The sequence below is a fragment of the Tateyamaria sp. genome, assembly GCF_059783535.1.
Window position 1 is genome coordinate 1 of sequence record NZ_JBYNDP010000081.1, and the last position, 18,153, is coordinate 18,153.

Annotated in this window: 17 protein-coding genes; 9 read left to right on the forward strand and 8 right to left on the reverse strand. The window is 59.0% G+C overall.

From position 1 onward, the window contains the following. The coding region (locus AC6RA8_RS14925) for an FAD-dependent oxidoreductase (RefSeq protein WP_500353523.1) at positions 1–1,235 on the reverse strand (1,235 nt) is incomplete at its 3' end. A gap of 208 nt (positions 1,236–1,443) precedes the next feature. Here AC6RA8_RS14925 and AC6RA8_RS14930 point away from each other — a divergent pair. From AC6RA8_RS14930 to AC6RA8_RS14940, 3 genes are read left to right on the forward strand one after another with little or no spacing between them, the layout of a single operon-like run. Beyond that, positions 1,444–1,779, forward strand: coding sequence for an ArsR/SmtB family transcription factor (locus AC6RA8_RS14930; protein ID WP_500353524.1), 336 nt, complete (start codon positions 1,444–1,446; stop codon positions 1,777–1,779). Continuing rightward, complete coding sequence (locus AC6RA8_RS14935) at positions 1,776–2,273, forward strand: SRPBCC family protein (RefSeq protein ID WP_500353525.1); 498 nt, start codon at positions 1,776–1,778, stop codon at positions 2,271–2,273. Before AC6RA8_RS14930 ends, AC6RA8_RS14935 begins: the two co-directional genes overlap by 4 nt. 1 nt (position 2,274) lies before the next feature. After that, a complete protein-coding gene (locus AC6RA8_RS14940) occupies positions 2,275–2,856 on the forward strand; it encodes a dihydrofolate reductase family protein (RefSeq protein ID WP_500353526.1) in 582 nt (193 codons plus the stop codon). 44 nt (positions 2,857–2,900) lie between these two features. On the opposite strand, the gene mnhG is transcribed toward AC6RA8_RS14940, so the two are convergent. Genes mnhG through AC6RA8_RS14970 form a run of 6 tightly spaced genes read right to left on the reverse strand, consistent with a single transcriptional unit; the run spans position 2,901 to position 8,842 of the window. After that, positions 2,901–3,287 carry a monovalent cation/H(+) antiporter subunit G gene (gene mnhG, locus AC6RA8_RS14945; protein WP_500353528.1) on the reverse strand — a complete coding sequence of 129 codons (387 nt, stop codon included), beginning with the start codon at positions 3,285–3,287 and terminating at the stop codon, positions 2,901–2,903. After that, positions 3,284–3,571 (reverse strand): K+/H+ antiporter subunit F, encoded by a 288-nt coding sequence (locus AC6RA8_RS14950; protein WP_189370961.1) that lies wholly within the window; start codon positions 3,569–3,571, stop codon positions 3,284–3,286. The genes mnhG and AC6RA8_RS14950 overlap by 4 nt, the downstream gene beginning before the upstream one ends. Then, complete coding sequence (locus AC6RA8_RS14955) at positions 3,568–4,068, reverse strand: Na+/H+ antiporter subunit E (protein ID WP_189370962.1); 501 nt, start codon at positions 4,066–4,068, stop codon at positions 3,568–3,570. Before AC6RA8_RS14955 ends, AC6RA8_RS14950 begins: the two co-directional genes overlap by 4 nt. 1 nt (position 4,069) lies before the next feature. Continuing rightward, positions 4,070–5,614, reverse strand: a complete 1,545-nt coding sequence (locus tag AC6RA8_RS14960; protein ID WP_500353530.1) for a monovalent cation/H+ antiporter subunit D — start codon at positions 5,612–5,614, stop codon at positions 4,070–4,072. Then, positions 5,611–5,961, reverse strand: a complete 351-nt coding sequence (locus AC6RA8_RS14965; protein WP_500353532.1) for a Na+/H+ antiporter subunit C — start codon at positions 5,959–5,961, stop codon at positions 5,611–5,613. The genes AC6RA8_RS14960 and AC6RA8_RS14965 overlap by 4 nt, the downstream gene beginning before the upstream one ends. Position 5,962: 1 nt before the next feature. After that, positions 5,963–8,842 (reverse strand): monovalent cation/H+ antiporter subunit A, encoded by a 2,880-nt coding sequence (locus AC6RA8_RS14970; protein ID WP_500353534.1) that lies wholly within the window; start codon positions 8,840–8,842, stop codon positions 5,963–5,965. A gap of 630 nt (positions 8,843–9,472) precedes the next feature. Between AC6RA8_RS14970 and urtA the strand changes: the two genes are divergently transcribed. Genes urtA through urtE form a run of 5 tightly spaced genes read left to right on the forward strand, consistent with a single transcriptional unit; the run spans position 9,473 to position 15,493 of the window. Then, on the forward strand, positions 9,473–10,756 hold the full coding sequence (urtA, locus tag AC6RA8_RS14975; protein ID WP_500353536.1) for an urea ABC transporter substrate-binding protein: 1,284 nt from the start codon (positions 9,473–9,475) through the stop codon (positions 10,754–10,756). A gap of 57 nt (positions 10,757–10,813) precedes the next feature. Further along, entirely contained in the window at positions 10,814–12,787 is a 1,974-nt protein-coding gene (gene urtB, locus AC6RA8_RS14980) for an urea ABC transporter permease subunit UrtB (protein ID WP_500353538.1), read from the forward strand. Between the two features lie 3 nt (positions 12,788–12,790). Beyond that, on the forward strand, positions 12,791–14,059 hold the full coding sequence (gene urtC / locus AC6RA8_RS14985; RefSeq protein WP_500353540.1) for an urea ABC transporter permease subunit UrtC: 1,269 nt from the start codon (positions 12,791–12,793) through the stop codon (positions 14,057–14,059). After that, positions 14,056–14,796 carry an urea ABC transporter ATP-binding protein UrtD gene (gene urtD, locus AC6RA8_RS14990; protein WP_500353542.1) on the forward strand — a complete coding sequence of 247 codons (741 nt, stop codon included), beginning with the start codon at positions 14,056–14,058 and terminating at the stop codon, positions 14,794–14,796. Before urtC ends, urtD begins: the two co-directional genes overlap by 4 nt. Next, positions 14,786–15,493, forward strand: coding sequence for an urea ABC transporter ATP-binding subunit UrtE (gene urtE, locus AC6RA8_RS14995; protein WP_500353544.1), 708 nt, complete (start codon positions 14,786–14,788; stop codon positions 15,491–15,493). Before urtD ends, urtE begins: the two co-directional genes overlap by 11 nt. A gap of 26 nt (positions 15,494–15,519) precedes the next feature. Here urtE and AC6RA8_RS15000 read toward each other — a convergent pair whose 3' ends face one another. Beyond that, on the reverse strand, positions 15,520–16,602 hold the full coding sequence (locus AC6RA8_RS15000) for an alcohol dehydrogenase family protein (protein WP_500353546.1): 1,083 nt from the start codon (positions 16,600–16,602) through the stop codon (positions 15,520–15,522). 464 nt (positions 16,603–17,066) lie between these two features. Between AC6RA8_RS15000 and AC6RA8_RS15005 the strand changes: the two genes are divergently transcribed. Further along, a partial coding sequence (locus AC6RA8_RS15005) for an ABC transporter substrate-binding protein (protein WP_500353547.1) occupies positions 17,067–18,153 on the forward strand: 1,087 nt, incomplete at its 3' end.

Below are 18,153 nucleotides of genomic sequence, written 5' to 3' on the forward strand. Positions count from 1 at the left end.
TGTTCGTTGGGATAGGACATAACGAACCGCCGGGAATAGAACTGGCCCGTGGTTTCCTTGATGTACTGCTTGTTTTCAGCGAATTTGCCATAGCGGGCGACGTCCATGCAGTAGACATCAGCCTCGGGCTCGCCCTCGATCATCCATTCGGCCAGCGATTTGCCGACGCCCCCGCCTTGCAGGAAGCCAGCCATGACCGCGCAGGCCGACCAGTAGCCGCGCTTGCCCGGCACCGGTCCGACCAGCGGGTTGCCATCGGGCGAGAAGGTGAAGGCGCCGTTGACCCATGTCTTGATCCCGACGTTTTCCGCAGATGGGTAGCGGGCAAAGCCCAGCATCAGCTCGTTCTCGATCCGGTCGAGGTCTTCCTGGAACAGCTCCATCCCGTAGTTCCACGGCGCGCCGTCCATGGCCCAGTGCTGGTGCTCGATCTCGTAGATGCCGATCAGGATGCCCTTTTGGTCCTGACGCATGTAGGTGAATCCTTCGAGGTCCACTGTCATGGGCATCTCAAAGTCATGCGCGGCGACTTCGGGGATCTGGTCGGTGATCAGGTAGTGGTGTTTGAGCGGGGAGACTGGCAATTCCACGCCCGCCATGCGGCCCACCTGTTTGGCCCAGAGGCCTGCGGCGTTGACCACGTGTTCGCAGCGGATGTCGCCCTTGTCCGTTTTTACGATCCAGCCGTCATGGACCTGTTCCAGTGCCTCGACCTTGGTGTGTTCGAACACCGATGCGCCCCGTTTCTTGGCCGCCGTGGCATAGGCGTGCACGGTGCCTGTCGTGTCCACATACCCCTCGCGGTCGGCCCACATTGCCCCCAGCACGCCGTCTGTGGACATGATGGGGCACCGTTCTTGCGCCTGTTGAGGGGTCAGCAACTCGCAGTCTTCGATCCCGATGGATTGGAAGACGCGGTAGGCCGATTGCAGCCATTCCCAGCGTTCGGGCGTGCCCGCAAGTGTCAAGCCGCCGGTCATATGCAGCCCGATACTCTGACCGCTCTCTTCTTCGATCTCTGACAGCAGGTCGATGGTGTAGGCCTGGAGCGCGGCCATGTTCGGGTCGGCGTTCAGCGCGTGAATGCCGCCCGCTGCGTGCCAGCTTGACCCGGCGGTGAGGACCGACCGTTCGATCAGGGCCACGTCGGTCCATCCCATTTTTGCCAGGTGATACAGGACCGAAGCCCCAACCACACCGCCACCAATCACGACAACCCGGTATTGCGAATTCATGTTCCGTCCCCGTCGACTCACTGTTGATTGTCAGCAGGGTGCGAAAGACTGGACAGCCCTGTCCAGTGCTTTCACGACACGCGGGGGTCAAACTGCGACCGTAGTCGTTGACGGCTTGGGTGGGGCGAAAGATCTGTCCAATCTGATGGCCGTTGGCGGCATTAATTAACTTGTTGATTAATTAACTATCTGGTTTATTATTGGAGCCATGACACAGGATGACACGTTGGATGCAGTTTTTTCGGCCCTTGCGCACCCTGCGCGGCGGGCGATTCTGGCGCAACTTGCGAAGGGCACAGCAACGGTGAACGCGTTGGCAGAGCCGTTCGACATGTCGCTGCCCGCCGTGTCAAAACATATCCGCGTTCTTGAGAATGCCGGTTTGATTAAGCGTGAGAAGGACGCGCAGTTCCGTCCGTGCACGCTTAATCCCAAGCCCATTCAGGACATCGCGGACTGGACGGAAAAGTATCGGCCCATATGGGAAGCCCGCTTCGACGTGATGGGAAAACTACTGGACGAGATAAAGGATCAATCATCATGAGTGACACGGAAAACTGGGTGCGCATTGAGCGCGAGTTTGATGCGCCTTTGGAATTGGTGTGGCAGATGTGGACCGTGCCAGAGCTGTTCAAGCGGTGGTACGGACCCAATGGCATGTCCGTTCCCACGGCCGAAATGGACGTCACGGTCGGCGGTACGCGCAAGGTCTGCATGGCGATGGAAACGCCAGAGCGATCCATGTCGATGTGGTTCACAGGGGTTTACAAAGAGGTCACGGAACCGCGCCGCCTTGTCTACACAGAAAGCATGTGTGACGAGGCAGGCAATATCATCCCGCCGCAAAGCATGGGTATGCCCGACGGCTTTCCGGACATCACCGAAGTGATTGTCGAGCTGAGCCAGGTGGGCGAAAAAACCAGGATGACCATGGTGCATGTTGGTGTGGCCGAAGGGACAGCGGGCGCGGGTGGCTGGAACCAGGCGTTCGACAAACTTGCCGCGTTGGCCAAATCGCAAGCCCACGCGGACAATTGATATGCGCGAGCTTGCAATCATTGCTTTCGTGACGGTTGATGGGGTGATGCAAGCGCCGGGCATGGCCGACGAAGATCGTTCCGGCGGCTTTGATAGGGGTGGATGGGCCGCACCCTTTTGGGAAGGGGTCATGCCGCATGTGGAAGATACGGCCATGTCGAAGCCGTATGATGTTTTGTTTGGCCGGAAGACCTATGACCTGTTTGCGGGGCATTGGCCGAACGCCCCGCAATCGAAAGCCACTGAGCGGCTGAACAGGGGCCGGAAGTTTGTCGCGACGTCGTCACCCTTGGGGGCGGAATGGGAGAACAGCCAGGCCATCATAGGTGACATTGTGCCCGAGATAGCGCGCCTGAAATCGCAGGACGGACCACTTATTCAGGTGCACGGCAGTGCGCAGTTGATACAGGCCCTCGTCAAACACGACTTGGTGGATGAGTTCAGGCTATGGACGTTCCCCATTCTGATGGGCGACGGAAAACGTTTGTTTGAAGGGGCGCAGCCGCCGCGAGACTTGACCCTCGTGTCTGCTGAGGGCCTCGCCAATGGTGTCGTGTCGCAAGTCTACCGCGCAGCGGCCTGAGCGACATTGATTGCGCACCGGCCGCTATTGGACCAACTGCGTGTCTACTTGCTGTCCGAGGTCTCTGCGTTCGTGTGATCCGGAGAATCCAGAGTGGACCACATCTCGTCATCTGTCGGTTTGGGCGGTGTCATGCACTCACGCGTATGGATGCTGACCTTGGCCAGGAAATGCGCTGACACCGGTGCCGTCACAAAAAGAAATGCCATGATCAGAAGCTCGTGCATCGACGGATTGCCGGATGCAGCGGCGGTCAGGATCGAAGCCAAAAGCAGCATGCCGATGCCAAGCGTCCCAACCTTGGTCGGCGCATGAAGGCGCGTCATCGGGTCGTTGAACTTCAACAGACCGATGACACCGACCAGTACAAAGATCGACCCGATCAGAAGTGAAATGGCTGCGCCAAAGATTGCGAGGGCTTCCAAAGTCATTCGATGATGTCCCCCCGCAATACGAAACGGGCCAGTGCGACCGTCGAGACGAAGCCCAGCATGGCCACGAGCAGGGCCACCTCGAAGTAAACGCCGACCCCTTGGTGGATGCCGACCACGACAACCAGGCCAAGCGCGTTGATGACCATCGTGTCCAGCGCCAGTACGCGGTCACCGCCCGTGGGGCCAATCACCAAACGCACCATCGACAACACCTGACCAATGGCGAGCACGACAAGCGCAATCGAAAGCGCGATATCAAACAAGCTGGTTGCGAGGGTCATGCGAAGATCTCCTTCAAACGGCGCTCGTATCGGTTCTTGATCTCATCCCGAACTGCGTCGGGGTCGTCGGTGTGCAGGATGTGCACGAGAAGGCAGCTGCCTTCATTCGACAGATCCGCAGAGACGGTGCCGGGGGTCAGGGTGATCGTGCCTGCCAGAATGGTGATCGCCTCGGGCTGTTTCAGGTCCAGCGGCACGGAAACCCAGGCCGGTTTCAGCTTTTCGTTTGGAACGGTCAGAACGATCCACGCCACCTCGATATTGGCGACGATGATGTCGCGAATGACCAGCATCGTGTACGACAGCATCCGGCCCAGCCGGAACCCCTTGGGTGTGCCGGGCCACCATATCGCGGTGATGCGCGGGATGATGATGCCGAGGATGATGCCGAAGACGACCATCCCGGCACTGACTTCATTCTGAAGCAGCGTCCAGACAAGGGCCAAAACCAGCGTCAGTGACGGATGCGGGAGAATCCAGCGAATGGCGCGTCCCATATCAATGGCCCTCCTGCGGTTTGCTGAGCTTGCCGGGCGTGTCCAGTACGGTAGAGACATAGGCATCGGGCGCAAAGAGTTGCGCGGCGATGGTTGTCGTGTAGCCGTGCACTTGCCCTGCAAATACAGTGTGCAGTGTGAGCAGTGTGAACAGGCCACCCACAGCCACATAGGACATCGTGGCGGGGTTGCGGGCATCAGGCATAGGTTCTTCGGGCGGGTCAACGCTGTGTGCTTTCCAGAACACGATGCTGCCGGCCCGTGCAAAGCCCAGTATGCTGATCAGGCTGGACGACAGCACAATAGCCCAGACCCAGACCATCATATCGTTGTCAAAGGCGGCATCCAGCACCAGCAGCTTGCCCAGAAAGCCGGACAGGGGAGGCAAGCCGGCCATCGCGATGGCCCCGGCAAAGAACATGCCCGCCGTGACGACTGTACCGATCATGGGCGCTTGGGTTGTCAGGTCCACATTGCCCCGCCCGGTCCGAACTAGGTCCGTGACAAGGAACAGAACGGCGCCAGCAAAGGTCGAGTGCACGATGTAGTACAGCGCTGCCGCTATGCCCGCCGGGCTGAAGAGAGAGATGGCAACGATGACCATCCCCATCGATCCGATGACCGAGAATGCGACAAGCCTGTCGAGTTTGCGTGCCGCCAGAACGCCAACCATCCCGATGGCCAGCGACACCAATGCGGCAGGCAGCAGCCACACGTCATGCAATCCCGATGTAACCTCAAGATCAGGCGGGAAGATCATCGTGTAGACCCGGATGATGGCATAGGCGCCGACCTTGGTCATGATGGCGAACAGGGCCGCAACCGGGGCAGGGGCCTCGGCATAGCTGGAGGGGAGCCAGAAGTGCAGTGGGACCAGCGCGGCCTTGATGGCAAAGACCAGCAGCAGCAGGACGGCGGCCACGCGGATGCCCACAGTCTCTTCTGGTGCGATCAGGCGCACACGCTCGGCCAGATCCGCCATGTTGAGCGTACCGGTCTCGGCATAGATGGCGCCAAGCGCAAACAGGAACAGGGTTGAGCCGATCAGGTTGAACAGCACGTACTGAATGCCCGCCCTCAGCCGCGCGTTCCCCCCGGCATGTATCATCAGGCCGTAGGAGGCGATCAGCAGCACTTCGAAGAAGACAAACAGGTTGAACAGGTCGCCCGTCAGGAAGGCACCCAATATGCCCATCAGCTGGAATTGGAACAGCGCATGAAAATGCCGCCCGCGATCATCCCATCCCGACCCGATGGCATAGAGCAGCACAAAGAGCGCCAGAACCGATGTGAGCAGGATCATCAATGTCGATAGCCTGTCGCCAACGATGACAATGCCGAACGGCGCAGCCCAATCGCCCAAGCGATAGTAGATGACGGACCCGTCCGAAACCTGCCAGGCAAGCCCGGCGGCAAGGCCGATCAGCGCGACCACGCCTGCGACGGAAAAGACCCGCTGAATGCCGATGTGGTAGCGGGCCGCGAGAACGATCAGCGGGGCCAGAAGGGCGGGCAGGATGATGGGGGCAACGATCCAGTGGGTCATGGCTGGCCCTCCGTTTCGCGCGGCTTTGGCTGATCATCGATATGATCGTCGTCAGACCCAAGGAAGGCACCAAGGCCGATCATCACGGCCACGGCCGTCATCCCGAACGAGATCACAATCGCGGTCAGAACCAGCGCCTGTGGCAGCGGGTCTGTGTAGGTGGTCACGTCATCACTCAGCACCGGAGGCGCACCAATGGTCAGACGCCCGGAAGAGAACAGGAACACGTTCACGGCGTACGTCAAAAGCGAGATGCCGAGGATCACCGGAAAGGTTCTGAGCCGCAGCACGAGGTAGATACCACCAGCGGTCATCACGCCGATGGCGGAGGCAACAAGCAATTCCATGTCAGCCACCCTCCTTCACAGGCTCAATCAGATCGGATGATCCTTCGGCGCGGGCCGGGTTGATGTCCATCGGGTGTTCGCTTTCATCTGCATTTGCACGCCGCGCCAGCCGCGAGAAGCTTTCGAGTGACAGCATTACCGCCCCGACGACGGCGAGGAACACGCCCACATCGAACAGGGCGGCTGTGGCCAGCTCGAACTTATCGAAGGGCGGGATGCGGACATAGGTGAAGTCCGATGTCAGGAAGGGTTTGGTCACGAACCACGATCCGATGCCGGTGAAGCCAGCCACCAGAACGCCCGCGCCAATCACTCCGTGATAGGGGTATTTCAGCCGGGCGGAGGTCCATGTGAAGCCACTTGCCATGTACTGCATGACGACACCGATGGACACGACCAGACCGGCGATGAAGCCGCCGCCGGGTTCGTTATGGCCGCGCAGGAAGATGTAGAACCCGACCAGCAGCACGACCGGCATGATGACGCGCGTCAGCACGACCATCATCATCGGGTGCATGTCGCCTGCGCGCGGCTGATCTGGAATACGGTTCAACAAACGTGCACGCACCGGACCGTCCAGCAATGCTTCGGTAAGCGCGTAGATCAGCAGGGCCGCGATCCCCAACACGATGATCTCGCCATAGGTATCGAAGCCCCGGAAATCGACGAGGATTACGTTCACAACGTTAGTGCCGCCACCACCCTTGTAGGAATTGGCCAAGTGGAATTCGGAGATGGGCGTCGCGACCGCGTCCCGCAGCATGTAGTGATAGGCGAGCGCAAAGGCGGCAAGCCCACCGGCAATCGCCACGCCCGTGTCGCGCACGCGGCGCAGAACGGTGCTTTCATGCGGCGTGGTCTTGGGCAGGAAGTTCAGAGCCAGCAGAAGCAGGATGATCGTCACCACCTCGACCGTGAATTGGGTCATTGCAAGGTCCGGTGCGCTGAGGAAAACGAACCCGACGGACACCATCAGGCCAACGATTCCGATCAGGATGAGGGCGAGGAACCTGTTACGGTGCAGGAAGACGAGCCCGCCAGTTGCGGCCACCAGCATCGCCCAACCTGCGGTGGGAACCGGTCCGGCAACCTGCAAGGCGCGTGTCGCGTCCCCAATCGTGCCGGTTATCCACGCGTGGTAGCCAATGGCGACGATCGCCACGAAAGAAATCATCGCATAGCGGCTGAATGCGCCATTGTGCAGAGTGTGGGTGAACCCGCGTGCTGCCGATGCTGCGGCTTCCATGATGCCTTCGAAAATGACTTTCGCTTCGGGGCGCGGTGCGGCCTCCCATGCGTTGGACAGCGGTTTGAAAATGACCATGAGGAGCAGGCCGCCGACCACGGCGGCGATCGACATGAACAGCGCAGGTACCAGACCGTGCCAGATCTTGAAGTATGCTTTGGGCACTTCCCCGGCCTCACCCAGCAGGGATGCCGTCACGGTCTTCACAAAAGGCTCGGCCAGGAACGGCGCCACGCCGATCACCACAACCAGTACAACCAGAATGGCTGGGGGCAACCACATGCCGGGGTTCGGGTCATGGGGCTTCGAGGGATAGTCGTCACGCACCTGTCCAAGGAAAGTGTGACCGATCAGGCGGAAACAATAGGCGGCTGAGAACAGTGAACCGATCGTCGCCAGCACAGGCACCAAAAGCGGGCTGTTGAACAGCACGGTGTGGGTGGCTTCCTCCAGCATCATTTCTTTCGACAGGAACCCGTTCAGCAGCGGGATGCCTGCCATCGAGAGCGCGGCAAGCGTGGCGATCACGAAGGTCACAGGCATGAGTGTCCGCAATCCGCCCAAGCGTCGAATGTCGCGGGTATGTGCCTCGTGATCGACGATGCCCGCCGACATGAAAAGGGCCGCTTTGAACGTCGCGTGGTTCAGGATGTGGAACACGGCGGCCATTGCGCCAAACGCTGTACCTGTGCCCAGCAGCATGGTGATCAGCCCAAGATGGCTGACGGTCGAGAACGCCAGGAGGGCTTTTAGATCGTGCTTGAACAGCGCGATGACCGCGCCGAGGACCATAGTCACCAGACCCGCAGTTGTGACGATGACAAACCATTCTGGTGTGCCTGACAGCACTGGCCACATGCGCGCCATGAGAAAGATACCGGCCTTCACCATCGTTGCAGAGTGAAGATAAGCCGATACAGGCGTGGGCGCGGCCATCGCGTGTGGCAGCCAGAAGTGGAACGGGAACTGTGCCGACTTCGTGAAACAGCCCAAAAGGATCAGGATCAGGGCCGGTAAGTAGAGCGGATCAGCCTGGATCAGTTCCCGGTTCTGCAGGATGACGCTTAGGTCATAGCTGCCTGCGATCTGGCCCAGCATCAACATGCCCGCGATCATCGAAAGGCCGCCCATACCGGTCACGGTCAGTGCCATGCGCGCGCCTTGGCGACCTGCAGGCAGGTGCTTCCAGTATCCGATCAGCAGGAAGGACGACAGCGATGTCAACTCCCAGAATACCAGCAAAAGCAGGATGTTGTCGCTAAGAACAATGCCGACCATCGCGCCCTGGAACAGCAATAGATAGGTGAAAAACTCGCCCATGTTGTCGTCGCGGCTGAGATAGTGGCGCGCATAGGCGATGATTAGAAGGCCGATGCCGAGGATGAGCAGCGCGAAAAAGAATCCCAAGCCATCCAGCATCAACGTGAAATTCAGGCCCAGTTCCGGCATCCAGTTGACGCGTGCCGTGACCAGCTCTCCTCGCAGAACTTGCGGAAGGTTCGTCAACAATCCAATGAACGCGGCCAAAGACACCGTGAATGTAACGCCAGCGCAGGCCGCACGGCCTGCAGCATTCATTAGTCCGGGGAGAAGCGCGCCCAGAAAGGGTAGTGCAACGATAAAGAAGAGTGACAAGTCGGGCCCAGTAAGCTTATTTCGAATCTATCCTTCAAGATAGATGGCATTCCGGTGTGTTCAGGCAACACTAATCGACCGGAAACTCGCGATTTCCCGCTTAAAAACCGGTATCTTACGCCGCAAGGTGTGATTTGCCTGCCGCGGAATGCGATGACCGCACTTCTTTATATACGCTTTTTTCCTCACTGAACTTCTGGCCAATCGCGATGCCGAAACCGTGTGTGTCGTTTTGTCAGCAAGTCGACCATTTGCAGCCGTATGATCCCGGAGCGGGCATGGGCACCAGCCCCGGATTCATCTCGCCGCGCCGTGTCACGCCGGTTCCGAACGCGCTTGTGTGGGGCCTGACGCATCAGGGCCTGGGGTGCGCCGCCTATTTTTTGGGCGATTGATGATTTTGTGTTCAAAAATTATGCAGGCCGGCGTGGGCGATCCACTTTTTCGACCCAGTAAGGTGCAGAAAACGGTCGCGGGACTACCACTTGGCGCGGGTTTCAAAACCCACGAACGTGCGATGGTGCCGGCCTAGCAAACCATATCACCACCGCACTCCGCATCATATGCGTGGGGGGTCATATGGGTGTTTTGTCTGCAGAACACAACGTCCCTGCGCGACACGCAAAGGGAATGGCAATGTACAAGAAACTACTTGCAACAACAGCGGCACTGACAACCATGGCGGCACTGCCAGCTGTCGCACAGGATTGCCCCATTAAAGTGGGCGTTTTGCACTCGTTGTCGGGGACGATGGCGATCTCGGAGACGACGCTGAAAGACACCATGGAGATGCTCGTTGAGCAGCAAAACGCCGCTGGCGGCGTGTTGGGCTGCCAGCTTGAAGCCGTCGTGGTTGACCCGGCATCCGACTGGCCGCTGTTCGCTGAAAAAGCGCGCGAGCTGCTGACCGTTCACGAGGTCGACGTGATTTTTGGCAACTGGACATCGGTCAGCCGCAAATCCGTTCTGCCCGTGATCGAAGAACTGAACGGCCTGCTGTTCTACCCTGTGCAATATGAGGGCGAAGAAAGCTCGAAAAACGTGTTCTACACCGGCGCTGCACCCAATCAGCAGGCTATTCCTGCGACGGATTACTTCCTTGAAGAACTGGAAGTCGAGAAATTCGCGCTGCTGGGTACAGACTATGTCTACCCCCGCACGACCAACAACATCCTTGAATCATACCTTCAACAAAAGGGCATTCCGGTTGAAGATATCTTTGTGAACTACACGCCCTTTGGTCACTCCGACTGGTCCAAGATCGTCGCAGACGTTGTGGCGCTGGGCGCGGACGGCAAGAAAGTTGGCGTCATCTCGACCATCAACGGCGATGCCAATGTTGGCTTCTACAAGGAACTGGCCGCTGCGGGTATCTCGGCGGATGACATCCCCGTCGTTGCATTCTCGGTGGGTGAAGAGGAACTGTCGGGTCTCGATACGTCCAACCTCGTCGGTCACCTCGCTGCTTGGAACTACTTCCAGTCGGCAGATACCGAAGCCAACGAAGCGTGGATCGACGCGTGGAAAGCCCGCATGGGTGGCGAGCGCGTGACAAACGACCCGATGGAAGCCCACTATATCGGCTTCAACATGTGGGTGAACGCCGCGACTGCCGCTGGCACCACCGAAGTCGATGCGGTTCGGACCGCGATGTATGGTCAGGAGTTCCCGAACCTTACAGGCGGCACCGCAGTCATGCTGCCGAACCACCACCTGGCCAAGCCGGTTCTGATCGGTGAGATCCTGGAAGACGGTCAGTTCGACATCATCAGCCAGACCGAGGAAGTGCCGGGCGACGCCTGGACCGACTTCCTGCCGGAATCGGCCGTCCTGGTCTCGGATTGGAAAGAGCTGGGCTGTGGGATGTACAACACCGACACCTCCACCTGCGTACAGATCAAGTCCAACTACTGATCTGACATTGCGGGGGCGGGCAACCGCCCCCGACACTTCTTCAAGGATAACAATTGGATGTCGGTTTTCCGCCAGTTTTGTGCCGCGCTTGTGTCGGTGCTGTTAATCGCGTTTGCAGCCCCGTTGGCGGCACAGGATGCCGATGCGCCCATTCAGCGCCTGCTGCAAGAGCATGGCGAGATCATCGCCAAAAGCTCACGTCGCACCATTGGTCCCGCCATCGATGCTCTTGCTGACAGCGGTTTGCCCGAGGCGCAGGCGGTGTTGGAACGCTGGCAGGCGAAGGAGATGTGGTTCGACAAGGACACCAGGCTGTTCATCTACGCAGAGGAAATCGACCGGCGCACGATCCGCGCATTTGATTTTGCGGACGGCACCGAGCTGGGGGAGTTCGAAGACAAAGGCTTCAAACAACTGAAACCCAACAGCGGTATTCGCGGTCTGATTGGTGCGGCGCTCGTTCGGTTCCAATTGAATGATCCAAATCCGTCTGCGCGTGCTGCAGCGCTGATCGCCATCGAACGGGATGCAGATGAAAGCCACCTCGCCGCCCTGCGGGCTGTAAAGGACACGGAAGAAAACCCACGACTGAGTGCGCGCATCGACCGGCTGGAACGGATCCTGACGATCCGTTTTGCAGAGGATGAAGCGGAACGCATCGCGGCCATCGAAAGCTTTGATGGCGATCTGGGCGTTGATGTGCGGGCTGTGCTGAACCCGCTGGTGGTGACGTCGTTGGATGTAGCCACCGAGTTACCAAATGATCCCGATGTCGTGGGGCAAGTCGAGCACGGGACCGAAGGACTGAGCGCCGAGGATGCCTATGAACTCTTGGTCACCAAGGAGCTGGCGGTTCCTCGGATCAACCGCGGTGATCAGAAAGCGGCGCTAATCGCGAACATAGAAAGTGGCGCCGTCGCCGGCGTCGAAGTTGCTTCGCTGAATACGGTTTCTGCCCGCGACATGGCCTATGCCGCACTGGCCCGCGAAGGCGCGGTCGAGCCTGCGGCGACCGAGGCCGAGGTTGCAGAAGCGCTTGATGCCCATGTGTTTTTCGAACGCTACCGCAATGCGTCCCCGGCTGTTGCCATTGCTGCACAGGCGGTGCTGACAGGCATCGAAAACAAGGTTGCCCTAAACCAGACAATCGATCTGGGGCTGGACGCGCTGTCGCTGGCGTCGATCTATTTTCTTGCAGCCATCGGCCTTGCCATCACCTTTGGCGTGATGGGCGTGATCAACATGGCCCACGGTGAGTTCATTATGATGGGCGCCTACACGGGCTACGTGGTTCAGCTCTTTATCCCCGATTACACACTCAGCATAATGGTCGCCATTCCGCTCGCCTTTGCCGTGACCTTTGGGGCAGGGGTGGCAATGGAGCGGTTGGTGATCCGCTGGCTCTATCATCGCCCGCTAGAGACATTGCTGGCGACGTTTGGAATATCCATTGCGCTTCAACAGTTGGCCAAGAACATCTTTGGCACGCAGGCGCGTCCCTTGACGGCGCCCGGTTGGCTGGATGGGTCGCTGGTGTTCAACGACATTGTCTCGATCAGCTACATCCGCATTGCGATCTTCGTCCTGGCGCTTCTGTTCCTCGCCTTGTTTCTGATCGTGATGAACCGCACACGGCTGGGGCTGGAGGTGCGCGCAGTGACGCAAAACCCGCGCATGGCCGCCTCAATGGGCATCAACCCGGATCGGATCAACATGCTGACCTTCGGCTTTGGCTCGGGCATCGCCGGGATCGCTGGGGTCGCCATCGGCCTCTATGCCAAAGTCACGTCCGAGATGGGCAGCGACTACATCGTGCAATCCTTCATGACCGTCGTGGTCGGAGGGGTAGGTAACATCTGGGGCACGCTGCTGGGCGCCACGATGGTGGGCACAATGCAAAAGGGCATCGAGTGGTTGAACCCGTCCAATACCCTCGCGGCCCAGACCTACATGATCCTGTTCATCATCCTGTTCATTCAGTTCCGACCCAAGGGCATCATCGCCCTCAAAGGTCGCGCGGCGGAGGCCTGAGCCATGACCAACGTCGCACTGGAAACGCCATCGATGCGCAAGCCAAAGTTTCTTCTGATCAGCAATCCATCGGTGCTGATCTTTCTGGCGTGCCTTGCCATCTTTACGCTCGGGGTTACGGTTCTAGCTGAAGGGTTCGGGATCGGCGTGATTTCCACCAGTTTCGTCAAGACATTGGGAAAGACGTTGTGCCTCTGTCTTGTGGCGCTGGCGATGGACCTTGTCTGGGGCTATTGCGGAATTCTGAGCCTTGGTCACATGGCGTTTTTCGGCATCGGTGGCTACGCCATCGGCATGTGGCTGATGTATGCCCGGACCGAGATCATCGTGATCCAAAGCCTATCGGCGGCGCCATTACCGCCGACGCCTCAAGAGATATCGGACGGGATCGCCGCACAGATCTTTGGTGTCGTCGGGGCGTCTGAGTTCCCACCCATATGGGCCGTGGCCCACTCGTTGCCGCTGCAACTGGCCGCGGTTGTGCTGGTGCCGGGGCTGCTGGCCCTGGTCTTTGGCTGGCTCGCTTTCCGCAGCCGTGTCACAGGTGTCTACCTGTCGATCCTGACACAAGCGATGACCCTCGCCCTGTCGCTGTACCTCTTCCAGAATGACAGTGGGCTGCGCGGCAACAATGGCCTGTCGGGGCTACAGAACCTGCCGGGGCTGGGGGACGTACCGCAATCCACAGTGTCGATCTGGTTCCTCTGGGCCTCAGCACTGGCGCTTGGGTTGGGTTACCTGCTGTGTGTCTGGGTGGTTTCCGGCAAGTTTGGCTCGGTCATTCGTGCCATCCGGGATGACGAAAGCCGCGTGCGGTTCCTTGGCTATCCGGTCGAAGCGTACAAGCTTTTCATCTTCACCTTAACCGCGATTATCGCGGGCGTCGCAGGCGCGCTCTACTATCCGCAAGCTGGCATCATCAACCCGGCAGAGATTGCACCCATTGCCTCCATCTACCTTGCGGTCTGGGTGGCCATCGGCGGACGGGGGCGCCTCTATGGTGCGGTCATCGGTGCGGCATTCGTCTCGCTGCTTTCGACCTATTTCACGGGTGGTCAGGCTCCCGACATCAACCTGGGTTTCTATAGAATTCAATGGGTTGACTGGTGGACCGTCCTGCTGGGTCTGTCCTTTGTCGTGGTGACGCTGTTCGCACCAAAGGGGCTGGGTGGGCTGTTCGACCTGATTGCAGCCAAACGCTCCCCCAGCCGTCATGGTGCGGACCTTGGCCCCGATGCGGGCGCCCTGCGTGAAAAGGAGGCCGAGACATGAGTACACTTCTTGAGGTTTCCGGCGTCTCCGTCTCGTTCGACGGGTTCAAGGCGATCAACAACCTGACATTCCAGATCGGTGAGGCCGAAATGCGGGCGGTGATTGGACCGAACGGAGCTGGCAAAACCACTTTCATGGACATTGTGACGGGCAAGACGCGACCTGATGAGGGGCGCGTGCTGTGGGGCGAGAAATCGCAATCGCTTTTGTCCATGTCCGAAAGCCAGATTGCGCAGGCCGGAGTTGGTCGCAAGTTCCAGCGCCCCACGGTGTTCGAAGACCAAACGGTTGCCGAAAACCTGATGCTGGCGCTGAAAAAGAAACGCTCCCCCTTTGCCGTCCTGAACTTCCGCGCATCGCGCGCTGATGAGGAACGGGTCGAAGAATTGGCTGGTGAAATCGGTCTTGTCGCGGCGCTGGGCCGCAAGGCGGGCGAGTTAAGCCACGGCCAAAAGCAGTGGCTGGAGATTGGCATGCTGCTGGCACAGGAACCACGTCTGCTACTGGTCGACGAACCGGCAGCAGGCATGACCCCGGCAGAACGCGAACACACAACCGAAATCCTAGTCGAAGCGGCCAAAACCCGCGCAGTTGTGGTGGTCGAGCATGACATGGAGTTCGTCCGCCGCCTCGATTGCAAGGTCACGGTCCTGCACGAAGGCTCGGTTCTGGCCGAAGGGTCGATTGATCACGTCACATCCAACGAAGCCGTCATCGAGGTGTACCTTGGCCGATAACCTGCTCGAAATCGAAGGGCTGACGCTGCACTATGGCGGCAGTGAAATTCTGCGCGGTATCGACCTGACTGCGCGCCGGGGGGAAGTCACCTGTGTGATGGGCACCAACGGTGTGGGCAAGACCAGCCTGCTCAAGGCCATCTCGGGCACGCATGTGCGCAGCGATGGTTCATACCGCCTCGACGCCGAAGAGATCGGCAAATTCAGTGCCCATGCGCTGGCCCAGAAAGGTGTCGCCTACGTGCCGCAGGGGCGGGAGATTTTTCCGTTTCTGACCGTGCAGGAAAACCTTGAAACCGGATTTGCCTGCCTGCCACGCAGCAAACACCGCATCCCCGACGAGATCTTTGACCTGTTCCCGATCCTGAAAGACTTTCTACACCGCCGTGGTGGGGATCTGTCCGGTGGTCAGCAGCAGCAACTTGCCATCGCGCGGGCCCTGGTCACCGAACCTAAACTGCTTCTTTTGGATGAACCGACCGAAGGTATTCAGCCAAACATCATCAAGCAGATTGGCGACGTCATCTCGACCCTGCGGGAACGGGGACAGATGGCCATTGTGCTGGTCGAGCAGTACTTTGACTTCGCCTTTGACCTCGGCGACCGTTTCACGGTGCTTGAGCGTGGCGCGGTCAAACTTGAAGGGAAAAGGGCGGCGATTGAGCGTTCAGAGTTGCTGAGCGCTGTTTCGGTCTAGACATCCATATCACCGCAATGCGGGTGCTATGGCAAGACGACGATGTTTCCGGTGTGCTGTTTGGCGATGAAGGCTGATTGCGCCTCGTGCAATTCGGACAAGGGGTAGGTGGCTGCCAGAGCGGGTTGGATTTCGCCCTGCTCGATGTACCGGACAAGGTTCGGCATCACCTCAAGATCGATGACAGTCGAGCCTGTGAAGGTCAGGTCCCGCAGGTAGAATGTGCGCAGATCCATCTCGACGATGGGGCCCGCAATGGCACCGGAACACGTGTAGCGCCCTCCTCGCTCCAGAACGTCGATCATGGTCGGCCAGTATGCACCCCCAACCACATCCGCCAACACGGTGACTTTTTCGCCGCTCAAAGCCGCCTTCAGGTTCGTCGGTGCGCGGGGCAATACCACGTCGGCACCCAAGGCGGCGACATCAGCATGTTTGGCTTCGGACGCCAAGGCAATGACGCGCGCGCCGCGCCGCTTGGCAAGCTGCACCAGGGCTCCGCCGACGCCACCCGACGCGCCAGGGACCAGGACGGTATCCTGATCTGTCACACGGGCGCGGGTCAGCATGCCCTCGGCCGTGGAATAGGAACAAGAGAATGTTGCCAATTCGGCATCCGACAGATCAGATTTAACCGTGATCGCGTTCCGGGCGGGCATGGTTGTGTACTCGGCAAAACCGCCATTGCGTTCCGACCCGAAGTAGCCCGTCTTGTTCTTGTCATGCAGGTCCGTCGGGTCGCGCAGCCAGTTGTCGGTGATCACCCGTTCTCCAATGCGCGCCGGATCAACGCCATCGCCGACGGCAACGATGGTACCGCACACATCCGCGCCTTGAATGCGGGGAAAACTGATGGGGGCGCCGCCCCAGCTTGGGTCTTCATCTCCGACCTCTTCAAACGCGCCGCCCGTCGTCGCCTCGGTCACTGTTTTTGAGTACCAGCCCGAGCGGGTGTTCACGTCAGTATTGTTCAAACCACAAGCCCCTACTTTGACCAGAACCTCGCCCTCGGCCGGGTCCGGGCGTGGCCAGTCCGTGTGCCAGACCATTTGATCCAGATCGCCGTGACCCATCGTAACCATTGCGTTCATTGTCTTGGGAAGCGTCATATTAAAGGGCTCCAGTCTGTTCTTGTTCGGACCTTGCTCGGAAGCAGGAGGATGGGACGAAAACCGCACCGTTTGTGATGACCATGGATCACGGTCAGCAAGGGTGCGTCTAGTGCAAAACAGTACCGCTCGGAGAAGGCGGCGCTTTGTTGATCATGCGGTGTGTGCAGGCCCTACGGGTCGGGCTTGCCTTTGGCCAGATTGCTGTTGCAGGCCACTGGAGTTCGAACGGTAGTTGCCTTTTATTTCCGGAGTTGAGATCGATCCTCGTCACGCCCGCGTGATTCAGATCGATTTTAATGGATATCCCGACAAGAGCCTCAAAGGGCTTTGATGGAATTAGTAAATTGATTTTAAACGATTTATTTCTACTAACTTTTTAGTTTGACAGAAAATTTACTTTGCGCCTATCGTAAGCGCAGTCGGCGAAATCCGGCTCACATAGAAATTTGGGAGGACACAAGATGCGCAAGTATCTTCTCTCCGCGACGGCTGTAGCTGCAGTCATTGCGGGGCATGGGACTGCTTTTGCCGATACGGCGGCAGCCCAGAAATGGATTGACCAGGAATTCCAACCATCCACGCTCAGCAAGGACGAGCAGATGTCGGAAATGGAGTGGTTCATCCAGGCGGCTGAACCCTTCTCGGGCATGGAAATCAACGTGCTGTCCGAGGGCATTCCAACACATGGCTACGAATCCGAGGTGCTGACCAAGGCGTTCGAGGAAATCACCGGCATCAAGGTGAATCACCAGATCCTTGGTGAGGGCGAGGTTGTGCAAGCCGTGCAAACGCAGATGCAGACCCAGCGGAACCTCTATGACGGCTATGTCAACGACTCCGACCTGATCGGCACGCACTCTCGCCTGCAACTGGCCTATAACCTGACCGAACAGATGGCGGGTGACTGGGCTGCAACAACCAGCCCGACGCTGGATCTGGATGATTTCATGGGTATCCAGTTCACCACGGGCCCTGATGGCAACCTGTACCAACTGCCCGATCAGCAGTTCGCGAACCTCTACTGGTTCCGCAAAGACTGGTTCGATGACGAAGACAACAAGGCCGCGTTCCAAGCCAAGTATGGCTATGAGCTGGGCGTTCCCGTCAACTGGTCGGCCTACGAGGACATCGCCGAGTTCTTCTCGGAAGACGTCAAGGAAATCGACGGCGTCGCGATCTACGGCCACATGGATTACGGCAAGCGTGCGCCTGACCTTGGCTGGCGCATGACCGACGCCTGGTTGTCCATGGCTGGTGCCGGTTCGGTGGGTGAGCCCAACGGCGTGCCAATCGACGAATGGGGCATTCGCATGGAAGCCGGTTCGTGCAACCCGAACGGGGCAAGCGTGACCCGTGGTGGCGCTGCGAACGGCCCTGCAGCGGTCTATGCGATCCGCAAATGGGACGAATGGCTGCGTGCTTACGCTCCACCCGGCGCGGCATCCTATGACTTCTACCAGTCGCTGCCCGCATTGGCGCAAGGCAACGTGGCTCAGCAGATCTTCTGGTACACCGCCTTTACCGCCGACATGGTGAAGCCGAAGTCCG